Genomic DNA, 18,372 nt, shown 5'->3' on the forward strand with positions numbered 1-18,372 from the left:
TAAAAATCGCTACTCTTATTTATTCCATTTTAAGATTTGGTACTGAATATATCTATTTGTTCAAAAAGAGAGTCTTCTAATTTCCTACCTTCTTCATATTCAAAATTTCTATCACTAAAAATACTTTCTAAATCAAATCCTTCAATTAAAAAATTAGGAGGTAAATTATGGATCATTCTGTAATCTGTTAAAAATCTATTTTTACCGTCTTCCCACGGTGAGCCGTTACCAGAATACCAATTGTAGAAAATATGAAGTTGTTCGTAATTTGATAATATAGAACGTAATACTCTTAAATAACTGCGTTTTTCTTTGTAATCAACTGTACTATAGTTAGTAACAAATTTCACTAACGAAAATAACTGTCTCAATATTAATGATACCTTTGTTTCCATACCTTTAAAAGGGACATGATTAAATTTAATATCATATTTGTCCTTAAAAATCAAATAAGAATAGTGATAATTTGCATCATCATTAAGAAGATCTTCGAATAATTCTTTATATTTTACGTTATCCAGCTTTTCTAGATATTCTGACACAACTCTTTCTAAGTCTATAGCTTCCTCATTGATTTCAACAGGAATGCTTTTATGAATTGAATAATCATCGGAAAGATTTACAAAATACTTATAGACACTTGTAAATATTTCATCTAATTCTAATAGATCTATTTTTCTAATATTATATTTCTCACTAACATAGATGAGATGTTTATCTGAAAAAAAATCTTTTCTTCCTTTATAAAAAATCTGATATGTAATATGAAAAATAACTGAGTTGTCGAAATTTTTTAAAAGATTTGAAACTATAAAATAAATAAATTTAATTTCTTTATCAAGTTCGTAAAACACCTTTCTTCCTGATAATGTGTTCCCATTTGTTAATGGTAAATAAATCGTATTGATCTCTTCTTTAATAAGTTTTAGCCTCTCATAAAACTGATTTTCAAACTGTTGTGTTTTGAATTGATTTTTAATATCATCATTTGCGATTTTTTGAATATAAAAAGCAATAAAAGTTAATACGGCCCCAGCGAGAGCAATGAAAGGGTTCATTATACCGCCTAATGTGTCTCCTGTATATCCGGTTTTTGCTGTAAAAGTTATCTGGTCGCCAATATTTGTTCCTGTGTAAAAATATGGAGAAACGAAAGAAATTACTATTAATGCTACTCCAATTACTACTAATGGTTTAATTAAATAGTTTTTCTTCTCACTTTTGAAATAGTTGTCAAATATATTTTTAAAGCTTAACATTGATAAAAGCAAGAAAACAAAAATTATTAATATACAAGTAAGTAAAATGTTGTAGGTATTCATTAATTATATTTTAGAATTTATTATTAAACATCAAAAATCCACTTCCAATAAATGGCCATTAACTTTTAGCCAATTTTTTGCTTTTTGATAATGAGGTACCTGAATGGATAATATATTCCAGAAACGAGGCGTATGGTTACCTTCTATAAGATGGACTAATTCGTGTGCTACTAAATATTCTAGAACATACATTGGTGCTTTTACTATTCTCCAATTGAAAATAATATTATTGTTTGGTGTACAGGAGCCCCAACGATATTTCATTTCTGATGTTTTAAACTCATTGTATTTTACTCCTAAACTATTAGCATACATTTTAGCTAATGGCTCTATCTTTTGTAAAGCCTGTTTCATATACCAAGCTTTAAATAATTGATTAGCTTTTTCTTGATTGACCTTTGAAATTCTAAAGCGTTGATTAAATTCTATTCCTTCAATTACTTCATCAACCACTAATAATTGATAGTTTCTACCCAAATACAATAGCGTTTCTCCTGATATAAATTCTTTTGGCTCTGTATCAGCAGGATATTTTTGAATATGATTCATTTTTTCTTTTAACCACTGCCTTTTTGATTGTACTATTTCTTCAATCTTTTCTAATGACAAGTTTAGTGGGGCACGGACAATAATCTTCCTATCACGTTCAACCGTTATGTTGAGTGTCTTTCTTTTGCTAAATTTTATTTCGTACTCTATCTGCATCTTAATCTGCTATCATTTTGAAATGATTAGTTTTTGAAAGCTCCATTATTCTTGAAATTAACTCACTCCTCTTTTGAATAATATTTGGTAATTTATTAAATTCTGCAGATAAAAGCATTTTTTGTAATTCCCCTTTTAATTTTGATTGAGCTGGCACACTATCCCAAAATCCTGTTAGTTTTATTTCTGTTACTACAAGATTAAAGATGTGCTGTGTCAAATTTACATTTAGGGCTATTTCATCTTCGTTTAACGCCCTGTTGTCGAATAACTCTGCTTTGAAAATACGGAATAATGGCATTTGTTTTTTACGGTCTAAACCATATGTTTCCTCTTTTTCTCTATTTTTAATTTTCTCACGAAGTTTTTCTAATTCTTCATAAATAACTTTCCAATTTCCTTTGAAATTTTCCAATATCTTTTCTAATGCTTCAGAGAAAGAGGCAAACAATTCTGGGTCTTCATCTAAATTAATATCAATAAAATGGCGGATTGCGTGCTCTACTCCAGCTGCTTTAGTTTTTGTTCGCTCTTTATTTTTTACGTGTTTTAAAAAATCATCTGCAATAATAGATATTGGTGCAATAGTTTGTTCAATACCTTTTGATTTAAGAAACTCATCTGCAATTCCTCTCAATTTTGGAGGAATACCTTTCATACTGAAACGATTGTCTCTAAAATGTTTATTTGCTAAAGCATTAATTTCTGTAAATGATTTCCAATCGGTAAAAAAGTCTAAAGCTTCTTTTCGTGGTAAAACATTATTAAAACAGATCGTTAATTTATTATAAAGTTTAATATACTCAAAACGAATATCTTCATCATAAAAGACATCAAAAAAGGCATCTATATCTGTTAGATCATCTAACCCCTGCTCTTTTAGATATTCCCAAATTTCATTGTGTGCCTTTATTAAATCATTTAATTCAGTTTCATCATCGGTAATACAATCGATAATTTCCTGTAATTCTTTTTCTGCATAAGTATCCAATGCTCTTTTTAGATGATGACCAACACCAACATAATCGACAATAAAACCTCTATCTTTTCCTTCTGGTCCTATTCTATTTACCCTTGCAATGGTTTGCAATAAATTGTGAGCAACGATCACTCTATCCAAGTACATTACTTGTTCTATAGGTGCGTCAAAGCCAGTCAATAACATATTGTTTACGATAATAATACCCACATTACCGTTTACCGCTTTATCCTCTTCATCTGTTGTTCCAAATGGTAATTTGAAACGTTTGGTACTCTTTTTATGGTACTCTTTATTTGTAAAAGCTTTTATGTGAAGTTTATCGTTATGGTCTCCCGAAATAACTACCGCTGTTTCCAATTGTTTTAAAACCTCAATATTTACGAGCATCGGGTTAGCTATTTCTAACTGGGCTATTTTTACTTTTAATGCGGTATCAATAGCACCTTTATAACGAACACAAGCTTCTCTTGAGTTACCTACTATTTGAGCCTTGAATCCTCCTGAAAATATATGCTCCACATAATGATTTACCATATGGGTAGCCTTATCTGTAATCGTTTCAATTGCATCCAAATAAGCATTACGAGTACCAAACCCTAATATTTGTAAACGTTCTGTTAGTGTATATTCACTAAAAACATCTTCAAACATTTTATCCATTCCTGATTTATTAGGAATTTCGGCATTGTGGGTTAATCCTTCATATACAATTTCTAATGTTACACCATCATCGATAGCTTGACGCATAGTATATTTATCAATGTAATCTTTGTATTTTTTTTCGGTTTTTCCTGTGGGTGTTCCCGTAAATCCTATTGATGTTGCATTAGGTAATGCTTTGTCTAAATTAGCCGCTAATATTGAGTATTGAGAACGGTGCGCCTCATCAGTCATTACTAAAATATTCGTACCCTGATTAAGTTCTGGAAAGATTTGTAAACCACTTAAATCTCCATTTTCCTGAAACTTATGTATCATTGCCATTACCAAATCAGAATTGTCAGTAGCTAATAATTCTTTGAGACTTTGTCCGTTTGGTGTTGTTTTGGGATTGATGAAATTAGCCGTTTTTATATTAAATCCAATACTCCCCCCAGTTTCTGATAATTGTTCTTCTAATTGCGTTCTGTCGGTAACAAAAACAATTTTCCAAGATAACAATTCAGGTTTTAAACGCATTTCACGAACTAAAAACATCATTGTTAATGATTTTCCTGAACCTTGTGTATGCCAAATAATTCCACCACGTTCTAAAGGATTTTTTCCCTCAATTAAACGTTTAGTTGTTAGTTTAACCGATCTGAATTGTTGGTATCTCCCAACTACTTTTATTTTTTTGCCTTTATCGTTTATTTGAAAAACTGTAAATACTTGAATGATGTCTAAAAGATTTCTCCTATCTAACATTCCGGCAACTAATCTTTGTTGGTCGTTTGGCGATGATTTTCCGTGAACCAAATCATTCAATGATTTTGGATATGGATCCGTCCAACGATAAAAATGTTTCTGAATATTTGTAGTAATCGTTCCAAATTTAGCTTCTAAACTACAAGTCGTAATTACAAATTGATTGTAAAAGAATAATTCTTTGTTTCCTTCTCCGCTATCGCCACGTTGCTCTGAATATCGCAATAATTGGTCAATAGCTTCTGGAATTGGCTCTTTTACTTTTGATGATTTTGCTTCGACTATAACTATTGGCAAGCCATTTATAAACAAAACTATGTCAGGAATAATGTTATGATCGGTTCCTGGTATGTTTACTTTGAATTGTGATATAGCTGTAAAAATATTGTTTTCTACATTTTCAAAATCAATATAACGTACTGTTGGACTAACTTCTCCCGTTTCTTCATTTTTAGAAACGGTTGTGTTTTCTAATAATAAATCCAGTACCTTTTGATTGCTTTCTATCAAGCTGTTTTTTTCAAACGTAGTTATTTTGCGTACTACATCATCTATTTGTGGCTCTGTTAAGAAAGGATTTATCGTTTTTAAAGATTTACGCAATTTGGGTTGTAAAACGACCTCTGAAAATGAAGTACGATAACTTTGTTGTGGCGTTTGTTGCAATGCTAATTCCAACACTTCGTTGTTGCTAGAAGCCCAACCTAAACCAATAAGTTGTTCCAAAAAAGGTTTTTCTACGTGTGAATACTCGTCTAATTTTAGACTTGTACCCTGATTGCCTCTGTATTTGTTATCGTTAGTTATTATCATAAGATTTTTTATTAAACTACTTTCTAATCAAAGGTTGGTTTATTACCAATTGATGGCTTTTTAAATTTTGGTTCTACGTGTATATCTCTCAATAATTCTTGTACAAATTTCTCCTGGAATTGGTCATCATCCCTCATATCAACATACTTTCTACCTTTTAATACAGTTGGTATTGCATCTGAATCTGTACCACTTCTGAAAAGGGGTATAAATTTAGACGTATTTACACCTTCCGTAAATACTGTGGCAGATATTATTGAGTATTCATAACCAACACCGCCTGAAAGATCATCTGTTTTCTTTTTGTAATTAGGTGTCATTACACAAATTACTCTTTGTGATTTAGTAATTGATTGTTCCATAAAATGTGGTAAAGGCTTGCCAAGCGAACCCAAATCCCACTTGTCTAAAATGGCATTCACACCGTTTTCACAAAGTTTAGTAGCTAAATTAATTATCCAATTTTCGTGTTCTGGACTGTCCCAAGAGTATGATATAAAAACAGTTGGACAAGTTTCATCAGTTTCATCAGCTTCTTCTGAATTCACTGAAGTAATTTGTTGTGCAGGTATTAATTCTTCAGCAAACGTTACTTCATTTGAGGTGCTATAAAATGGTTCGAAACTGAACTCTTCTTTAGTTACATTTTGAGAAATTGAATTGTCTTCAAAAAGCAATTGAATATTTACATACAACTCTATTCGCTTTTCTTCATCCAAATGGTTGATTAAATCATTATAGAAATCAACACGGCTTGTCGATAATTCCTTTTTATTTCTGTATTCAATGTACTTACTGTACGAAGGTGGTATATCATCAGACAACTCCATAATAAACTTATAAAATTGTGGACCACTCAAATAATGAGTTGCAGTATCTTGAGGGCCTATAATTTTCCATAATTTGAAAAATGCTTTATCCCAATCTGTGTCATCTACTGGAGGAACAATCCAAGGTTTTTGAAGCATTAATTCAGCTTTGTCATCTTCATAAATGTAATTATAACCCTTTTCGGTTAAACGTATACATTCAGGATTTCCCTTTTCATAGGTAAAACACCCGGTAAAAATCAAACCATTAAATACAGTAAAGAACAAATCCTTTTCTTTAGGATTAAGTTTATCAATAAGTCCAAAATTTATAGAACGCATCATAACAATATGACCAGTTTTACAATTTGCTGCTCTGAATTTATCAAAAATTAGTTCAGCTAATTCTCTTTCTTTTTTCATATTTGCACTCTTTTTTTGCCTGATAATAGGTCTTGCATTAATCCGGTTTTAATAGATTTTAGTTTCTTTAGTTCAATTTCATTATATGAAATATTCTTTTTTATTAAATTTATTTTATCTGCAATATTATTTTGTTCTGATATATCTTGTGGATATGTCAATAAAAAATTTTCAACATCACTTTTTGTAATGTTAGGATCTTTCCGTGTACTTACTGCAAATTGCTTCCATTTGAACCTGTAATATTGCAAAATGAATTGAACAAAATCAGAATTCATTTCAAATTTCGGGTTACTCAAACAAGTTATAGCTTGATTTGTTCCTGCCTCTTTTTTAAGTATTGATGTTCTTCCGATTTGTTCCCAACCACCATACATTGCAATTAGTATCGAGTTGATTGGCATTAATTTTAGTGATGTATTATTTAAAGCATAATCTGAAACTTTTTCTTCAGTTTCAAATAAATAATCTTCATTCAAATCAAGTGTTTTTACCCAATTATGTCCTTCACGAGAAAAATATTTTTTATTACTTCTTAAAGGGGTTATACCTGATTTTAAATCATACACATTAGCAATTTGTGAAAAATCCCATTCTTTCGGTATTTTACCTAATGGACTATCTTTAAACTCGTGTGTTTCTTCACTTCTAATATTACCTTTATCATCAATTCCTTTAGTCAATAAGTTTTGCATTAAACCTATTTTAATACGATTGTATTTTGCAATAATTTTTTCTGTTTCTAATATTGCATTATCAGCTTTTGATAAAATTTCTGCTATTTTGGATTGTTCTTTTAGAGCGACAGGTTTTAATATTTTAAAATTCTTTAGTTGTGAAATCTTTATGAATTGAATAGTTGTGCCACTTTGACCCTCTGATAAGTGTTTTATTAAATTTGATTTTAAGTATTGATACAAATATTGAACGTTAACACTAAAATCAGATAAAATATATGTCCTTTGATAAGCTTCAAATTTACCTGTATAATAATGAACAGTACCTACATCGCCATTTCCTGCAATTAATAAAGCTTCCTTGTCAAAGGAATAATATTCCGATGAAAAGACTTTTTTTGAACAAGTAAAAAAAGGATATTCACCAATTGAACTTCCTTGATTTACATCTTTTTTCCCTGTAGCAAAATTTGTCAATTTTGATAATTCAAGATTATCCCAACCATCAGGAATACTATTATTTTCTTCCATGTTAATTTAAATAATTTAAAGCGGTTAGAAAATCGTTTAGTTCATTCATTGTGTTGATTCTGTCTTTTTCAATACTATCAGCCGAAACAAAATATTTATCAAAAAGGTTTTCATAGGCACCAATTAATGCTCTTTTCTCAGCATTTAAGTAGCGTTGCAACTGGTTGTTTATAATATCAAAATGTTTTTTAAGTATTAGTTTTTGAGATTCATCGGTAGTTATCATTCCGCCAATTTCTACTAATAAATTATCCAGTTTGTTTAATTTGTTTGTGATAATGCCTTTGTCTTTGGTTAGTGCAGTAACTTGTTTTGATACTTCAGCAATTGTTTTTTTAGCCTCTATTACTTTAGATAATTTTAATAAAGTTTCAGCTTCCTTTGTTTTATCGGCTTTTAACTGTTTTTCTAATTCAGCTACAGATTTTTTTATTTGTTGAAAATCGGCAGTGTTTTTTAAATCAGCTTTGAAATCAACAATTAATTCTATTGTGGTATTGTTCAGTTTATCCAATTCCGTATTTACTGTTTTTAACAGCTTCACACTTTCTTCCTTTTCCTCTTCAGATCCGTAACGTTTTAGAATTAGTTTAAGTTCTAGTTCGGCTTTCTTGACTTTTAAAGTTGCCTTTAATTCTTTAATCTGTGCTTCAAGTTTCAATATGATTTTATTGATTTCTTGAAATGTTTTTGCCTCATTGAGCTTCTTTTTTTCTTTAACTAAATAATCTATGTTTTTTTTAAGTTGCTCTTTTACTTTGGCATTAGTAACTTTTTCATCTTCCTCTGCTTCGTATTCTAGCAAACTGATTGCTTCTTCAATAGCTTCCTCCAAATTGGTTTCTTTCTCGAATTGGCTTATTTCAAGGTTTTCAATTTCGGCTTGTTCTTTGGTGAAAAATTCTGCAATAAGATATTCATCAGGTATAAGTCCTGCATCCCAACCATTTTGCATAATGGTTTTTAGGTCATACTTGATATTATCCCACCAATTCACGAAAACGCCTGCTACTTGAAATTTATCTAATACACCAACAGGAACAAACTTTTTCTTGATCGTATCCAATAATTCTTTTCTGACTTTTGGTATTTTATCGCCACCTAGAGAAATATAGGAAGTAATTCCTTCTTCCATTGCATTTGGTTTTCCTACTGCTTTTAATGGTGCTAATGTGGAAAAATCTTCTTTTGCTAACTGCCACCAATCTTCCAAATGTAATCCTAAATCTACTAATGTTTTTACAACATTCTGATCCTCTTCGATTTGAGTTTTAATTGCTGCTTTATCTTGTATTACGAAGTCTTTGTATAGTTCGTTTTTAACATTAAACAATGCACTACCATCATAATTAAATTTTTGACAAATTGAGTTTTGAACAGCTTCTATTTCAGTAATAGGAATACCACCCACTAAATGCGCTTTTACATCTTCAGGTTCAGGTTCAGGTGTATTGTCAACGTATCTTCTTATGTTTAAAGTAAATTCGTTTTCTTCAATCGTTTTTAAATCAACTAACTTGGAGTATTTAGGTTCTTCAACTTTATTTGTAAAAACATAATCAATTTTCTCAATATCCTCTGGACGTAAGGAATTTTGCTTTTTACCTTCTGCAAAGTCTTTGTCTGCATTGATAAAAAACACTTTATTCTTTAAGTTATCCGGTTTATTTTTATTTAAAACAATCAAACAAGCGGGAATTCCTGTACCATAGAATAACTGAGGTGGCAAACTTATGACCCCTTCAATTACATTGTCTATTAACATTCCTTCTCTAATTTCCTTTTCTTTTCCACCTCTAAATAAGACACCGTGAGGCATTACAACGACCACCTTCCCGTTCTTTTTACAACTTGCCAACATATGTTGCACAAACATAAAATCAGCCTTTTTACCATCTTCAGGAGCAAAGCCATAAGGAAAACGAGATTTGTATTTCATCTCGGCCTCTTTATAATTTTGAGAAAATGGAGGATTAGCAATTACCCTGTCAAATTGTAATAGTTTACCATCTTTTTCATTTAATGGTTCTTCTAATGTATCACCATATTCAATAGTGTATTTGGAAATGTTGTGTAAGATTATATTCATTTTACAAATTGCAACTACAGTGGGGTCCATTTCTTGACCAAACAATTCTAAATTATTAGCATCTTGCCCTTGCTCCTCAATGTACTGATGTGCCTGGATTAACATTCCTCCCGACCCTGCTGTTGGGTCATAAATTGACATTCCTTCTTCAGGTTTCATCAATTGTACTAACAATCTAACTACTTGGTTTGGTGTATAAAATTGCCCTCCTTTTTTCCCTCCTTCATCAGCAAAGTGTTTTAATAAGTATTCATAAGCAGCACCTAATAAATCTGGAAACTCAAAGTTTTCATTAATTAACGCCGGAAACGAATTGAAGTGTTCCAACATCTTGATAAGGTCATTATTTTTTACAATTGCCTTTCCATCGACCTCCTTGTTGAAATTAATTCGACCTTTAAAAATACCTGATAATGTTTCTGAATTTGCGTCTTCAATTGCATCTAATGCTTTGTTTAGCATTTGACCAATATTGCTTTTTAAATATTTTATTGGAGGTTGTGGATTTTCGTTTTCATCAATAAAACCTTCGTTCCATCTTGCTCTTTTAGGAACAAAAAAAGTATCGCCATAGGTTACTTTGTCTTCTAGAACAATCGCTAAAGTTTCTTCGTCTAAATGTGCGTAATCTGTTTTTTTATATTGCCCTCTTTTTTGTTCAAATATGTCAGACATTCTTTTTAGGAAAAGCATTCCAAATATAAACTCCTTGTATTCAGATGCATCCATTTTACCTCTCAGTATATCGGCTGCTTTCATTAAAAAGCCTTCTAATTGAGAAAGTTTTATTTTATCGTTTTTCATTGTTTTTACCTTGTTTAGGGGTGCTAATATAGCTATAAGAAAATTAATCTATTCAAGTAACTAAATTTAATTCTTAGGTGATCTGTCTGCTGTTACAAATATAAAAACCGCAAATAGATTTCCTTTACGGTTTCCCACATTACTATTTAAAACTATTAGAATTCGCTCCCCATTTGCTTATTTAATCTACAATTCCTTTTTCCCTTATAATCCCTTTTCTTTATGTTTTCAGGTTAGTTCTTTTGATAAAATAAAAAAGTGGGTAAACCGTGTCAATTAACTGCATTCTATAATCATCCTTGTGATAAACAATATTATCATTCAAATCATTATATTTATGGATTGACATCAATAAAGGAATATCCATATTAATATCTTCGAAGTTCTTTTTAAGTTTTACGAATCCTTCTTTGTACGCTGCAGTCTTTAATCGTGAAGCTGTCGCAATAGATATTTTAAAAATCTTACTTACACCAATAACAGAAACAGGAGCCAATTTCTTTTTATAGTTGAAAGTTGGAGATGGAAAATTATAGGTACACCCTTTTATTTGTACGCTTTTCTTTCTCTTCACTTTTCTCCAAAAATCCTTATGGAGATAACCATAAATAACTGCCCCTGTAACTGCTTGTATTTTATTATAAGTATTGTAATCTATTGGAAATGCTAATCTAACTTCCCAACCGTGAAATTGTCTTATTTTGTCAAATGAATTGATTGTATAATAGCTCGTTCTTTCATTATAAGTTAGAAAGTTCAACTCCTGTAAGAGGTGAATGTATCTAAGTGATGTTTTTCTGCATTTTATTTGTAGCAGAAATTCAATAATCAATAACCCTTTTGAATCTAATTTGACCTTTCCTTCTGTGAAAGTAAGTTTCAAAAAAAGAAAAAAGTTCAAGTCTTTTTGATAACCAAATTTCTGAGCATCGATAAACATTTCAATAGGCACCGAAATATGTTTGTTGGCCTTTACTTTTTTTTTATCGCTCCGAATTCTTGCACTAGCATTTTATTTACTGCTTCAATAGTATAGAAAAATTTACCATCCTTTTGAGTGTATTCAATAACTCTCTGTTCTCTCCAAAATCTTCCGGTTCCGGAACAGAATGCCATTATATATTGAAATTCTTCGTCATCAATTGTCAAATCCGTTGTATTTTGGTTTTGTCTTTGAATAACTTTATTTGTTATTTCCTCTAATCGTTTTTCTATGTTTTGGAGTCTTTCTGCACGTGAATGGACCATAATAATAGTTTTGATGTGATATATTTTTTTTTTGAATTTTGAGCAACTTGTAGACTATAGTATATTTATGGTCTACTTGAAATAAGAAAAACCTCTGCCCTACTTTTTGAGTAAGGTGAGGTTTTCTAATAATTCGCTTCTTTTATAATACCGGCGCGCTCCTATGCCATAGGCTTTAACTTTGCCAGCATTGGTCCAAGCCCACAAAGTCGAAGAATCGATTTTGAGAAATTGACAGGTTTCGTCTCTTGAAAGCAATTCCTCGGAATTGTCTTTTGTTTTAATTTCTTTTTGAAATTCTTGAATTCCGTTTTTAACGGATGTGCCTATCAGTTGTTGAAGTTGTTCAACTGTTAAGGTTTCGAGTAGGATTGAGTTTGTGATCATATAAATTTTGCTTGTTTAAATTATTAACAAGGCAAAATTCACTTTAAGAGGAGGCTTTTATCAACCCGTTTTCATTCTATTGACGGTATGATTTTGTTCTTTTTGCGGAACGGTTTATTATTTTAGTTGAATAAGCTCTTTTGCGGTAGAATAAGCCATTATTTTAGCATCAGTTGAGCATTTATCTGATGTTTTAATTTTATCAATACAAATTTCGTATGGTTCACCGCCAATCCAGTCAATAAACATTTTCGGCTTAAAATGAGGTAAGATATAACCGTCTTTGTACATCATTCTATATATAAAACTAAAGTCGGCAAGTTGATTCTTGCTATCTTTATAATAAGAGAATAATTTTTCAAATAAATAAAAAGAATCACCATTTGAGAAAATATGAATATATAGATTTTCATTTCCAGTTTTATCTTCAACCCCTAAACTTTCTTCAATATAATTTGAGCTTGAAATATGTTTTTTTGATTTATATATCCCATCTTCAAGAGTGATTTTTAGAATTTCATTTTGGCTTTTTTCTTCCTCATTCTTATCTCTTAACTCTATATTTTCTACAAACTGTTTGATTAAATCTTGTTTCTCTTTAAGAAAAGTTATTTTTTTATTATGAGAAAAATGGAATTGCTTACCAATTATTGTAATTAATTCATAAACTCTACCAAAATTAGGGATTTGTGATTGATAAAAATCATCCGGATAGTCATCATAATTTTTTAAGTCACATAAAATATTTTCCAAAAATTCTAACTCAACATCAATGAAATCATCTTGACTAGCATCTCTAAAATATTCTAAAAATGCTTTTAAACGCCAATCATAATTATGTTTGTAATTGTCAAATGAACAGCCAAAAAAGAAAATATTTTTTTGATCTAATTCTTTTACCAATTTTAAAAAAGAGTCCCTTACTTCTTTTTTTTGTATGTTTTCCCACTCTTTAAAGTTAAAGCCTGTAGTAAAGTTGCGTTTTAATTGTTCAATTTTTGTGTATTCTACTTTTAAACAATACTCTTCAATAAATTTTTCATTTAAGATAAGGTATTCATTTTCGGAATTTAATAAAGGATCATTATCAAGGTTTTCGTTATAAGTAACAGGAACGATAATACCTTTGCCAATATTTGTAAATTCAAAATTGTTTGCTTTTTCAACTTCCATCTTCTAAATAATATTTAAAAATAATTAGTTAATTCCATCGCAATATCTTTATTGCTTTTTCCTATGTAAGTTAAAAACATACCTTCAGTTGTATGACCAGTAATATACATTAAAAATGAGGTTGGTATAATTCCGTAATTATTACTAGCAAAGGATCTTCTTCCAATATGACTTGAAACCAATTCCCATTTTTCATAATCTTTTTCAACTTTTACTTTAGTTTCGTGGTCGAATTTCACACCGTGTGTAGGTTGTTTTATTTTAGCTGCTTGACAAACCTTTTTAATATGCTCGTTGTATTTTTGGTCTGAAATCTTTCTTGGGAAATTACCATCGTATTTTTTAAGTATTTCCATAATTTTTGAGTGCAATGGAATTGTCATTATTTTATCGGTTTTAACCTGGGTAAATTCGATTAAAGGTTTTAGTTCTCCTGTTTTATTTTTCTCGTATCTAATCATTGATTTATCAAAACGTAAAAAGTCAGAAACCCTCTGGCCACAATAGCAGCTTATTAATAACCAATCACGAGCATTTTCTAAACCATCGGTTAAATCTTTGCTTTCAATATTTTCAATGCTTTCAATTTCTATTGGTGTTAAATAGATGCTTTCAACTTTATAGTACTTTGCTTTGATACTATCTAATTGATGATGTGTTTCAACTCCATTTGCTTTAGCGTGCTTGCAAAATGTTTTGATGAAACGAATATTTCTAGCTGTAGTATTTGGAGCATAACCAACACTGATGGAATATTTTTCAAAATCCATTTTGAATTTAGTGTCAATGTCACGAATATATAAGATTGATTTAGTATGTTTCTGATATCGCTCCAATAGATGTTTAATAACATTGCATTTTGTTATAGTACTACTTTTTACATCACGTTTTTTAAAGTCTATAAAAGTATCAATGTAATCCACAAGTTTATCTGTATGCTTTTCGCCTACTTGTGGTGGGTTCACAAAATCCTTCAACCATTGTGCGTCAACAGTTTTTACACCTTTACTTTTGTTGTACGCCTTTAGGAGGTCATTTTTTAAAGTTGCTAAATCTGTATCAAGATTTGCGAAGTCAATTAACTTCATAGCTTTCTTCGTTGGTCTTTGTTCCGCTTCCTCCCAGTTATCAATGTCAATATGATAATTTGTCTTAGCTTTGATGTCAAGAGTTCTTCCATCACGTAATCGAACATAAATTACTGCTGGACTATTTTTGCTTTGCAAAAGAAGATTGATAGAAGCCATAATTTTGCCTTTTTATATAACATAAAGATACAAAATCTAGTCCACATCTAGCCCACATTTATCAAAAACTATCCAAATTAATCCCTAATTATCCAAAGATAATTATTAAAAAAACCTTGTAAAGTATTGAATTTATTGACTTAACATATATAGATGGTATTTTCATTTTTTTGGGAATTTGTAAAATTGTAGTCCCTCTTTCTCCGCCACATAAGGTTTCAAAAGAAACTTTAAAAGTCAAAAGCCTTTAAATAGTAGTATTTAAAGGCTTTTTCGTTTTTTATAATGTGTCAAAATACACACATAGAATCAAAGAACAGTGACCCTATTGGTGACCCTATTTTATTTTCATCCATTTTCGAGAAAATAGGGTCACTAAATCGGAAGAATTCCCCGGGAATTCCCCGCCGACACTAGCAACTCTCAAAGTTTTTAAATCAATTTGATTATTAATTTAAAAACAAGAAGTTATGTTAAAAGTAATTTTTTATCTCAAAGCTGGAAAAGCTAACAAAAAGGGAGAATCTCCCATTTTTGCCCGTATCTCTTACAACCAACAGTCCATCACGATGACAACCGGTAAATCAATTCTAAAAGAAAGTTGGCTGTTTACCAAAAACCTCAGAACGGTGCTTAAACTTGAAAAGGAAAAGGTATTAAAACACAGCTTGGATCTTTTCCAATTGAATATCGAAAAGAAATTTAATGAACTAGCTAAGGTAAGTTCTGATATTTCACTGGTATAGGTTAAAAATGAATTTAACGGTAAAACCACTAGTCAAACAAAAGGCTCGAGCATTTTAGAAATCATGGATAAGCACAATGCTTTCTTTGAAAAAAAAGTAACGGCTGGAAAGCGATCTAAAGCTTCATTCCAAAAGTATGGACGTTCCAAGGAATTACTCGTAAACTTTATGAAGCAGCAGTATGGAGTCGAGGATCTTCATTCTAATGAGATTTCCAGCGCTTTTGTTTACAATCTTGAATCGTACCTAAAGTATGAAAGTAGTTTTAAAGGAAGAATAGGCATTAAAAATAACTCGATAGTAAAGTATATGAGAATGTACAAAACTGCCTGTAATTATTGTATTAGAATGGGATTAATGGAGAAGAATCCATTTAATCTTTACGATGGAAAGTTAAGTATCAAAGATGCTGTATTTCTAACACATGAAGAATTAGATCGAATTGAGAATAAGAAATTTTCAGTAAAACGATTGGAGCGCGTTAAGGATGTTTTCCTTTTTAGTTGCTAAACGGGTTATGCCCCAGTTGACGCCTCTAACCTTACGGCAAGTAATATATTTCAGGATAGTAGTGATGCACTTTGGATTATGACTAATAGGGCAAAAACAGCAATTAGAGCAAATGTTCCTATCCTACCTCCCACCCAGAAGATTATTGATAAGTACAAACATCTCCAGATTGGATTAATACCTCAGATTTCTAATCAGAAAATGAATGCTTATCTTAAGGAGATTGCTGATTTGTGCGGTATAACTAAAAATCTGACGTGGTATGTCGCAAGACATACTTTTGCAACTACGGTAACCTTAGGGAACGGAGTGAGGATAGAAAATGTTTCATCCATGATGGGTCATACTAATATTAAGCAAACACAACATTATGCAAAAGTATTAGATGTAAATGTAATGGAGGATATGTCAAAACTAAAGTAAAAATACAGCTGATCTCCAAATACAAGATACTTTCAAGTAAAATCCAACTAAATAACAAAAGGATTCCAATTGGAATCCTTTTGTTATTTCTAATAGTATCATTTATCAAATATTTTGTAATATAACATATATATAAAGCAAAACACAGATCAAAATTCCATTTTCATTGCTCGTTTTCGGATGATATTTTTTTTAATTTTAATAGCTTCTTACAAATATAAGTCACCGAGTTTAGTATAGGGTAAAATTCCCGTCTGTCGATATTTAATAATGGTGTTATTTGACAATCCAAATAGCTTCTTTAAATCCTCATTCCTATAGTTGTAAGTCGATTCGTTAATTTTATCTAGAAATTGTTACTGTTTATCTCGATAAGTAAAGCCTTTAGATTCAGAAAATTGTTTACTGATATTCTCAATATTTATTTGCATTTTAGAATCCCCAACATACGTAAAGTTTGTTTGTACAAAATGCTGCATTTTACTCCTATTAGAATTTTCTGCTTTTGCATCAAAAAATAAAATTTTTTCATCCATAAGAATATAGAAGAACTGCGCCAAATCTCTTTTATTGAAGTTTGAAATACATTTTTCTAATTTTAAACCGTTTTTTGCACGATCATTTTTTTTGTAAAGTAAATTCTTTTCCTTCATTAAGATCTCAATACATTCAATTTTCCCAAATAACGTTTCTACTACTTTGGTAAGCTCCTCAATTGTTAACTTTTTCATAGCTCTTTTCCTTTGGAAATTTAACTTCTACATCAAATAGAGAATATGGAAAATAAATGGTACTCCCTTAATTTCGCTTGCGGGTGGACTTGTAAATAATATAACCATACTCGTTGAGTTCCCGCATACATTTACGGTATGTTTTTGGCGAAGCGATCTTCGCTAAATCCATAATTTCATATCGGTACGCTTGTATTGGATTATTAAAACCCTTACCCGCTCTAAACTGCAATAGTGCAACATAAATACCAATATGCGTTATGCTAATACGGTAGTCATTCTCTATTGCTTTAAAGAAATCGGATAAGGGCTTTAGTAGTTCCATCAAAATCTACATTGAATTAGACTGTTTTCTTTTTCTCTTTTTGGCTTCCTGGGGAGCGGCAGGTCCATCGTCATCAGTATTTTGACTCTGTTTTTTATTGTCCTGCTTCTGTGAGGTATTTTGTCCTTCTGATTGCTTTTCCACTTTCGTCTGGCGGTTGTCAATACGTTTTAGATTTCCATTATATGCATTGATGGTTTTAAACTGTGGATTAGCTTCAATATAATGCTTGACTTCTTTACCGTCTTTCACGAAAGTGGCCGATTGTAAGTTTCCTTTTTTTAGGGAATCCATTAAATCTTCTTTAAATTTACGAGTATTCAGTTCCTTGATTGGATGTTTGGACAGTGCTACCTCCAGATCATAACCATAATTTTGATGATACTGATTCAGTTTGAAATTGCCCGCACTGTCAGCTTCCTTAAAATGCATTTGCACCCCATCACTGGAAACATTGTTAGCGGTCAATTAACTGGTGACACTGCCAAGCAATTGTCTTGACGTTTTGGTAAGATTATGCAAGTCAGAGAACCACTATCTATTAACAGCGTTGACACCTCCATAAGCCGTTCGATACAATTAGAGTCGGCCGTCCCGCCTTCTACCATTTCTTACTTAAGTTCCGGTGAATTCGTCGGTATGGTTGCTGAAGATCCTGACTGCAAAATTAAATTAAAAACATTTCATTGTGAAATACTCAATGACCATGATGTGCCAAAAAAAGAAGAGGCTAATTATAAAGATATTGCAATACTAATAAAGATTGATACTTCGATGGTACAGCGAAATTATCTGCAGATAAAACAAGATATTCAAGAGATTATGCAATTTGAAATGGAACGACTACTGATGATTCAGGACTGGCTTATTTGATGTTGAAAAAATAAATTCCTTTCAGATACTAGATTCAACTAATTAATGCAACTTTTAGGGGGGAGATAAAGACATTTTTTCAAAAGAAAGGACTTTTAAAAAGCCCTCTCTCTCGAATGGAATAAATGTTCTTTATTTGCTCCTGAC

18 protein-coding genes are annotated in these 18,372 nt (G+C 30.9%); 4 read left to right on the forward strand and 14 right to left on the reverse strand.

The genetic code is table 11. The features are described 5' to 3' along the window. Positions 1-29 precede the first annotated feature (29 nt). The 11 genes from ACP7AT_RS15075 to ACP7AT_RS15125 all read right to left on the reverse strand — a co-directional run bounded on the left by ACP7AT_RS15075 (position 30) and on the right by ACP7AT_RS15125 (position 14,617). Positions 30-1,322 carry a putative phage abortive infection protein gene (locus ACP7AT_RS15075; RefSeq protein ID WP_426065243.1) on the reverse strand — a complete coding sequence of 431 codons (1,293 nt, stop codon included), beginning with the start codon at positions 1,320-1,322 and terminating at the stop codon, positions 30-32. A 30-nt stretch (positions 1,323-1,352) separates the two neighbouring features. Continuing rightward, positions 1,353-2,027: a M48 family metallopeptidase gene (locus tag ACP7AT_RS15080; protein ID WP_426065245.1), complete on the reverse strand. Its 675-nt coding sequence runs from the start codon at positions 2,025-2,027 to the stop codon at positions 1,353-1,355. Between the two features lies 1 nt (position 2,028). Continuing rightward, positions 2,029-5,229, reverse strand: coding sequence for a type I restriction endonuclease subunit R (locus ACP7AT_RS15085; RefSeq protein WP_426065246.1), 3,201 nt, complete (start codon positions 5,227-5,229; stop codon positions 2,029-2,031). A gap of 23 nt (positions 5,230-5,252) precedes the next feature. Then, positions 5,253-6,461 carry a toll/interleukin-1 receptor domain-containing protein gene (locus ACP7AT_RS15090; protein ID WP_426065247.1) on the reverse strand — a complete coding sequence of 403 codons (1,209 nt, stop codon included), beginning with the start codon at positions 6,459-6,461 and terminating at the stop codon, positions 5,253-5,255. Then, on the reverse strand, positions 6,458-7,669 hold the full coding sequence (locus ACP7AT_RS15095; RefSeq protein ID WP_426065248.1) for a restriction endonuclease subunit S: 1,212 nt from the start codon (positions 7,667-7,669) through the stop codon (positions 6,458-6,460). The genes ACP7AT_RS15090 and ACP7AT_RS15095 overlap by 4 nt, the downstream gene beginning before the upstream one ends. 1 nt (position 7,670) lies before the next feature. Next, entirely contained in the window at positions 7,671-10,562 is a 2,892-nt protein-coding gene (locus ACP7AT_RS15100; protein WP_426065249.1) for a type I restriction-modification system subunit M, read from the reverse strand. Between the two features lie 220 nt (positions 10,563-10,782). Continuing rightward, positions 10,783-11,514 (reverse strand): hypothetical protein, encoded by a 732-nt coding sequence (locus ACP7AT_RS15105; RefSeq protein WP_426065250.1) that lies wholly within the window; start codon positions 11,512-11,514, stop codon positions 10,783-10,785. A gap of 20 nt (positions 11,515-11,534) precedes the next feature. Next, the gene (locus ACP7AT_RS15110; RefSeq protein WP_426065251.1) at positions 11,535-11,810 is read right to left on the reverse strand and encodes a hypothetical protein; all 276 of its coding nucleotides are present in this window, start codon (positions 11,808-11,810) and stop codon (positions 11,535-11,537) included. A gap of 99 nt (positions 11,811-11,909) precedes the next feature. Next, a complete protein-coding gene (locus ACP7AT_RS15115) occupies positions 11,910-12,197 on the reverse strand; it encodes a helix-turn-helix domain-containing protein (protein WP_426065252.1) in 288 nt (95 codons plus the stop codon). A gap of 117 nt (positions 12,198-12,314) precedes the next feature. After that, positions 12,315-13,370, reverse strand: a complete 1,056-nt coding sequence (locus ACP7AT_RS15120) for a hypothetical protein (protein ID WP_426065253.1) — start codon at positions 13,368-13,370, stop codon at positions 12,315-12,317. A gap of 14 nt (positions 13,371-13,384) precedes the next feature. Next, on the reverse strand, positions 13,385-14,617 hold the full coding sequence (locus ACP7AT_RS15125; RefSeq protein WP_426065254.1) for a phage integrase SAM-like domain-containing protein: 1,233 nt from the start codon (positions 14,615-14,617) through the stop codon (positions 13,385-13,387). Between the two features lie 470 nt (positions 14,618-15,087). On the opposite strand from ACP7AT_RS15125, the gene ACP7AT_RS15130 reads away from it, so the two are divergent. The 3 genes from ACP7AT_RS15130 to ACP7AT_RS15140 all read left to right on the forward strand — a co-directional run bounded on the left by ACP7AT_RS15130 (position 15,088) and on the right by ACP7AT_RS15140 (position 16,296). Then, complete coding sequence (locus ACP7AT_RS15130; RefSeq protein ID WP_426065255.1) at positions 15,088-15,363, forward strand: Arm DNA-binding domain-containing protein; 276 nt, start codon at positions 15,088-15,090, stop codon at positions 15,361-15,363. A gap of 63 nt (positions 15,364-15,426) precedes the next feature. Beyond that, complete coding sequence (locus ACP7AT_RS15135) at positions 15,427-15,873, forward strand: phage integrase SAM-like domain-containing protein (protein ID WP_426065256.1); 447 nt, start codon at positions 15,427-15,429, stop codon at positions 15,871-15,873. 78 nt (positions 15,874-15,951) lie between these two features. Continuing rightward, a complete protein-coding gene (locus tag ACP7AT_RS15140; protein ID WP_426065258.1) occupies positions 15,952-16,296 on the forward strand; it encodes a site-specific integrase in 345 nt (114 codons plus the stop codon). A 356-nt stretch (positions 16,297-16,652) separates the two neighbouring features. On the opposite strand, the gene ACP7AT_RS15145 is transcribed toward ACP7AT_RS15140, so the two are convergent. The 3 genes from ACP7AT_RS15145 to ACP7AT_RS15155 all read right to left on the reverse strand — a co-directional run bounded on the left by ACP7AT_RS15145 (position 16,653) and on the right by ACP7AT_RS15155 (position 17,820). Further along, positions 16,653-17,027, reverse strand: coding sequence for a hypothetical protein (locus ACP7AT_RS15145; RefSeq protein ID WP_426065259.1), 375 nt, complete (start codon positions 17,025-17,027; stop codon positions 16,653-16,655). A 67-nt stretch (positions 17,028-17,094) separates the two neighbouring features. Then, positions 17,095-17,352, reverse strand: a complete 258-nt coding sequence (locus ACP7AT_RS15150; RefSeq protein ID WP_426065260.1) for a hypothetical protein — start codon at positions 17,350-17,352, stop codon at positions 17,095-17,097. Positions 17,353-17,358: 6 nt separating this feature from the next. Further along, the gene (locus ACP7AT_RS15155) at positions 17,359-17,820 is read right to left on the reverse strand and encodes a hypothetical protein (protein ID WP_426065261.1); all 462 of its coding nucleotides are present in this window, start codon (positions 17,818-17,820) and stop codon (positions 17,359-17,361) included. A 48-nt stretch (positions 17,821-17,868) separates the two neighbouring features. Between ACP7AT_RS15155 and ACP7AT_RS15160 the strand changes: the two genes are divergently transcribed. Further along, positions 17,869-18,225, forward strand: a complete 357-nt coding sequence (locus ACP7AT_RS15160) for a hypothetical protein (RefSeq protein WP_426065262.1) — start codon at positions 17,869-17,871, stop codon at positions 18,223-18,225. The last annotated feature ends 147 nt before the right edge of the window (positions 18,226-18,372 follow it).

Origin of the sequence: Flavobacterium sp. DSP2-3-1, from assembly GCF_049896865.1 — a bacterium.
Classification (GTDB): Bacteria; Bacteroidota; Bacteroidia; order Flavobacteriales; family Flavobacteriaceae; genus Flavobacterium.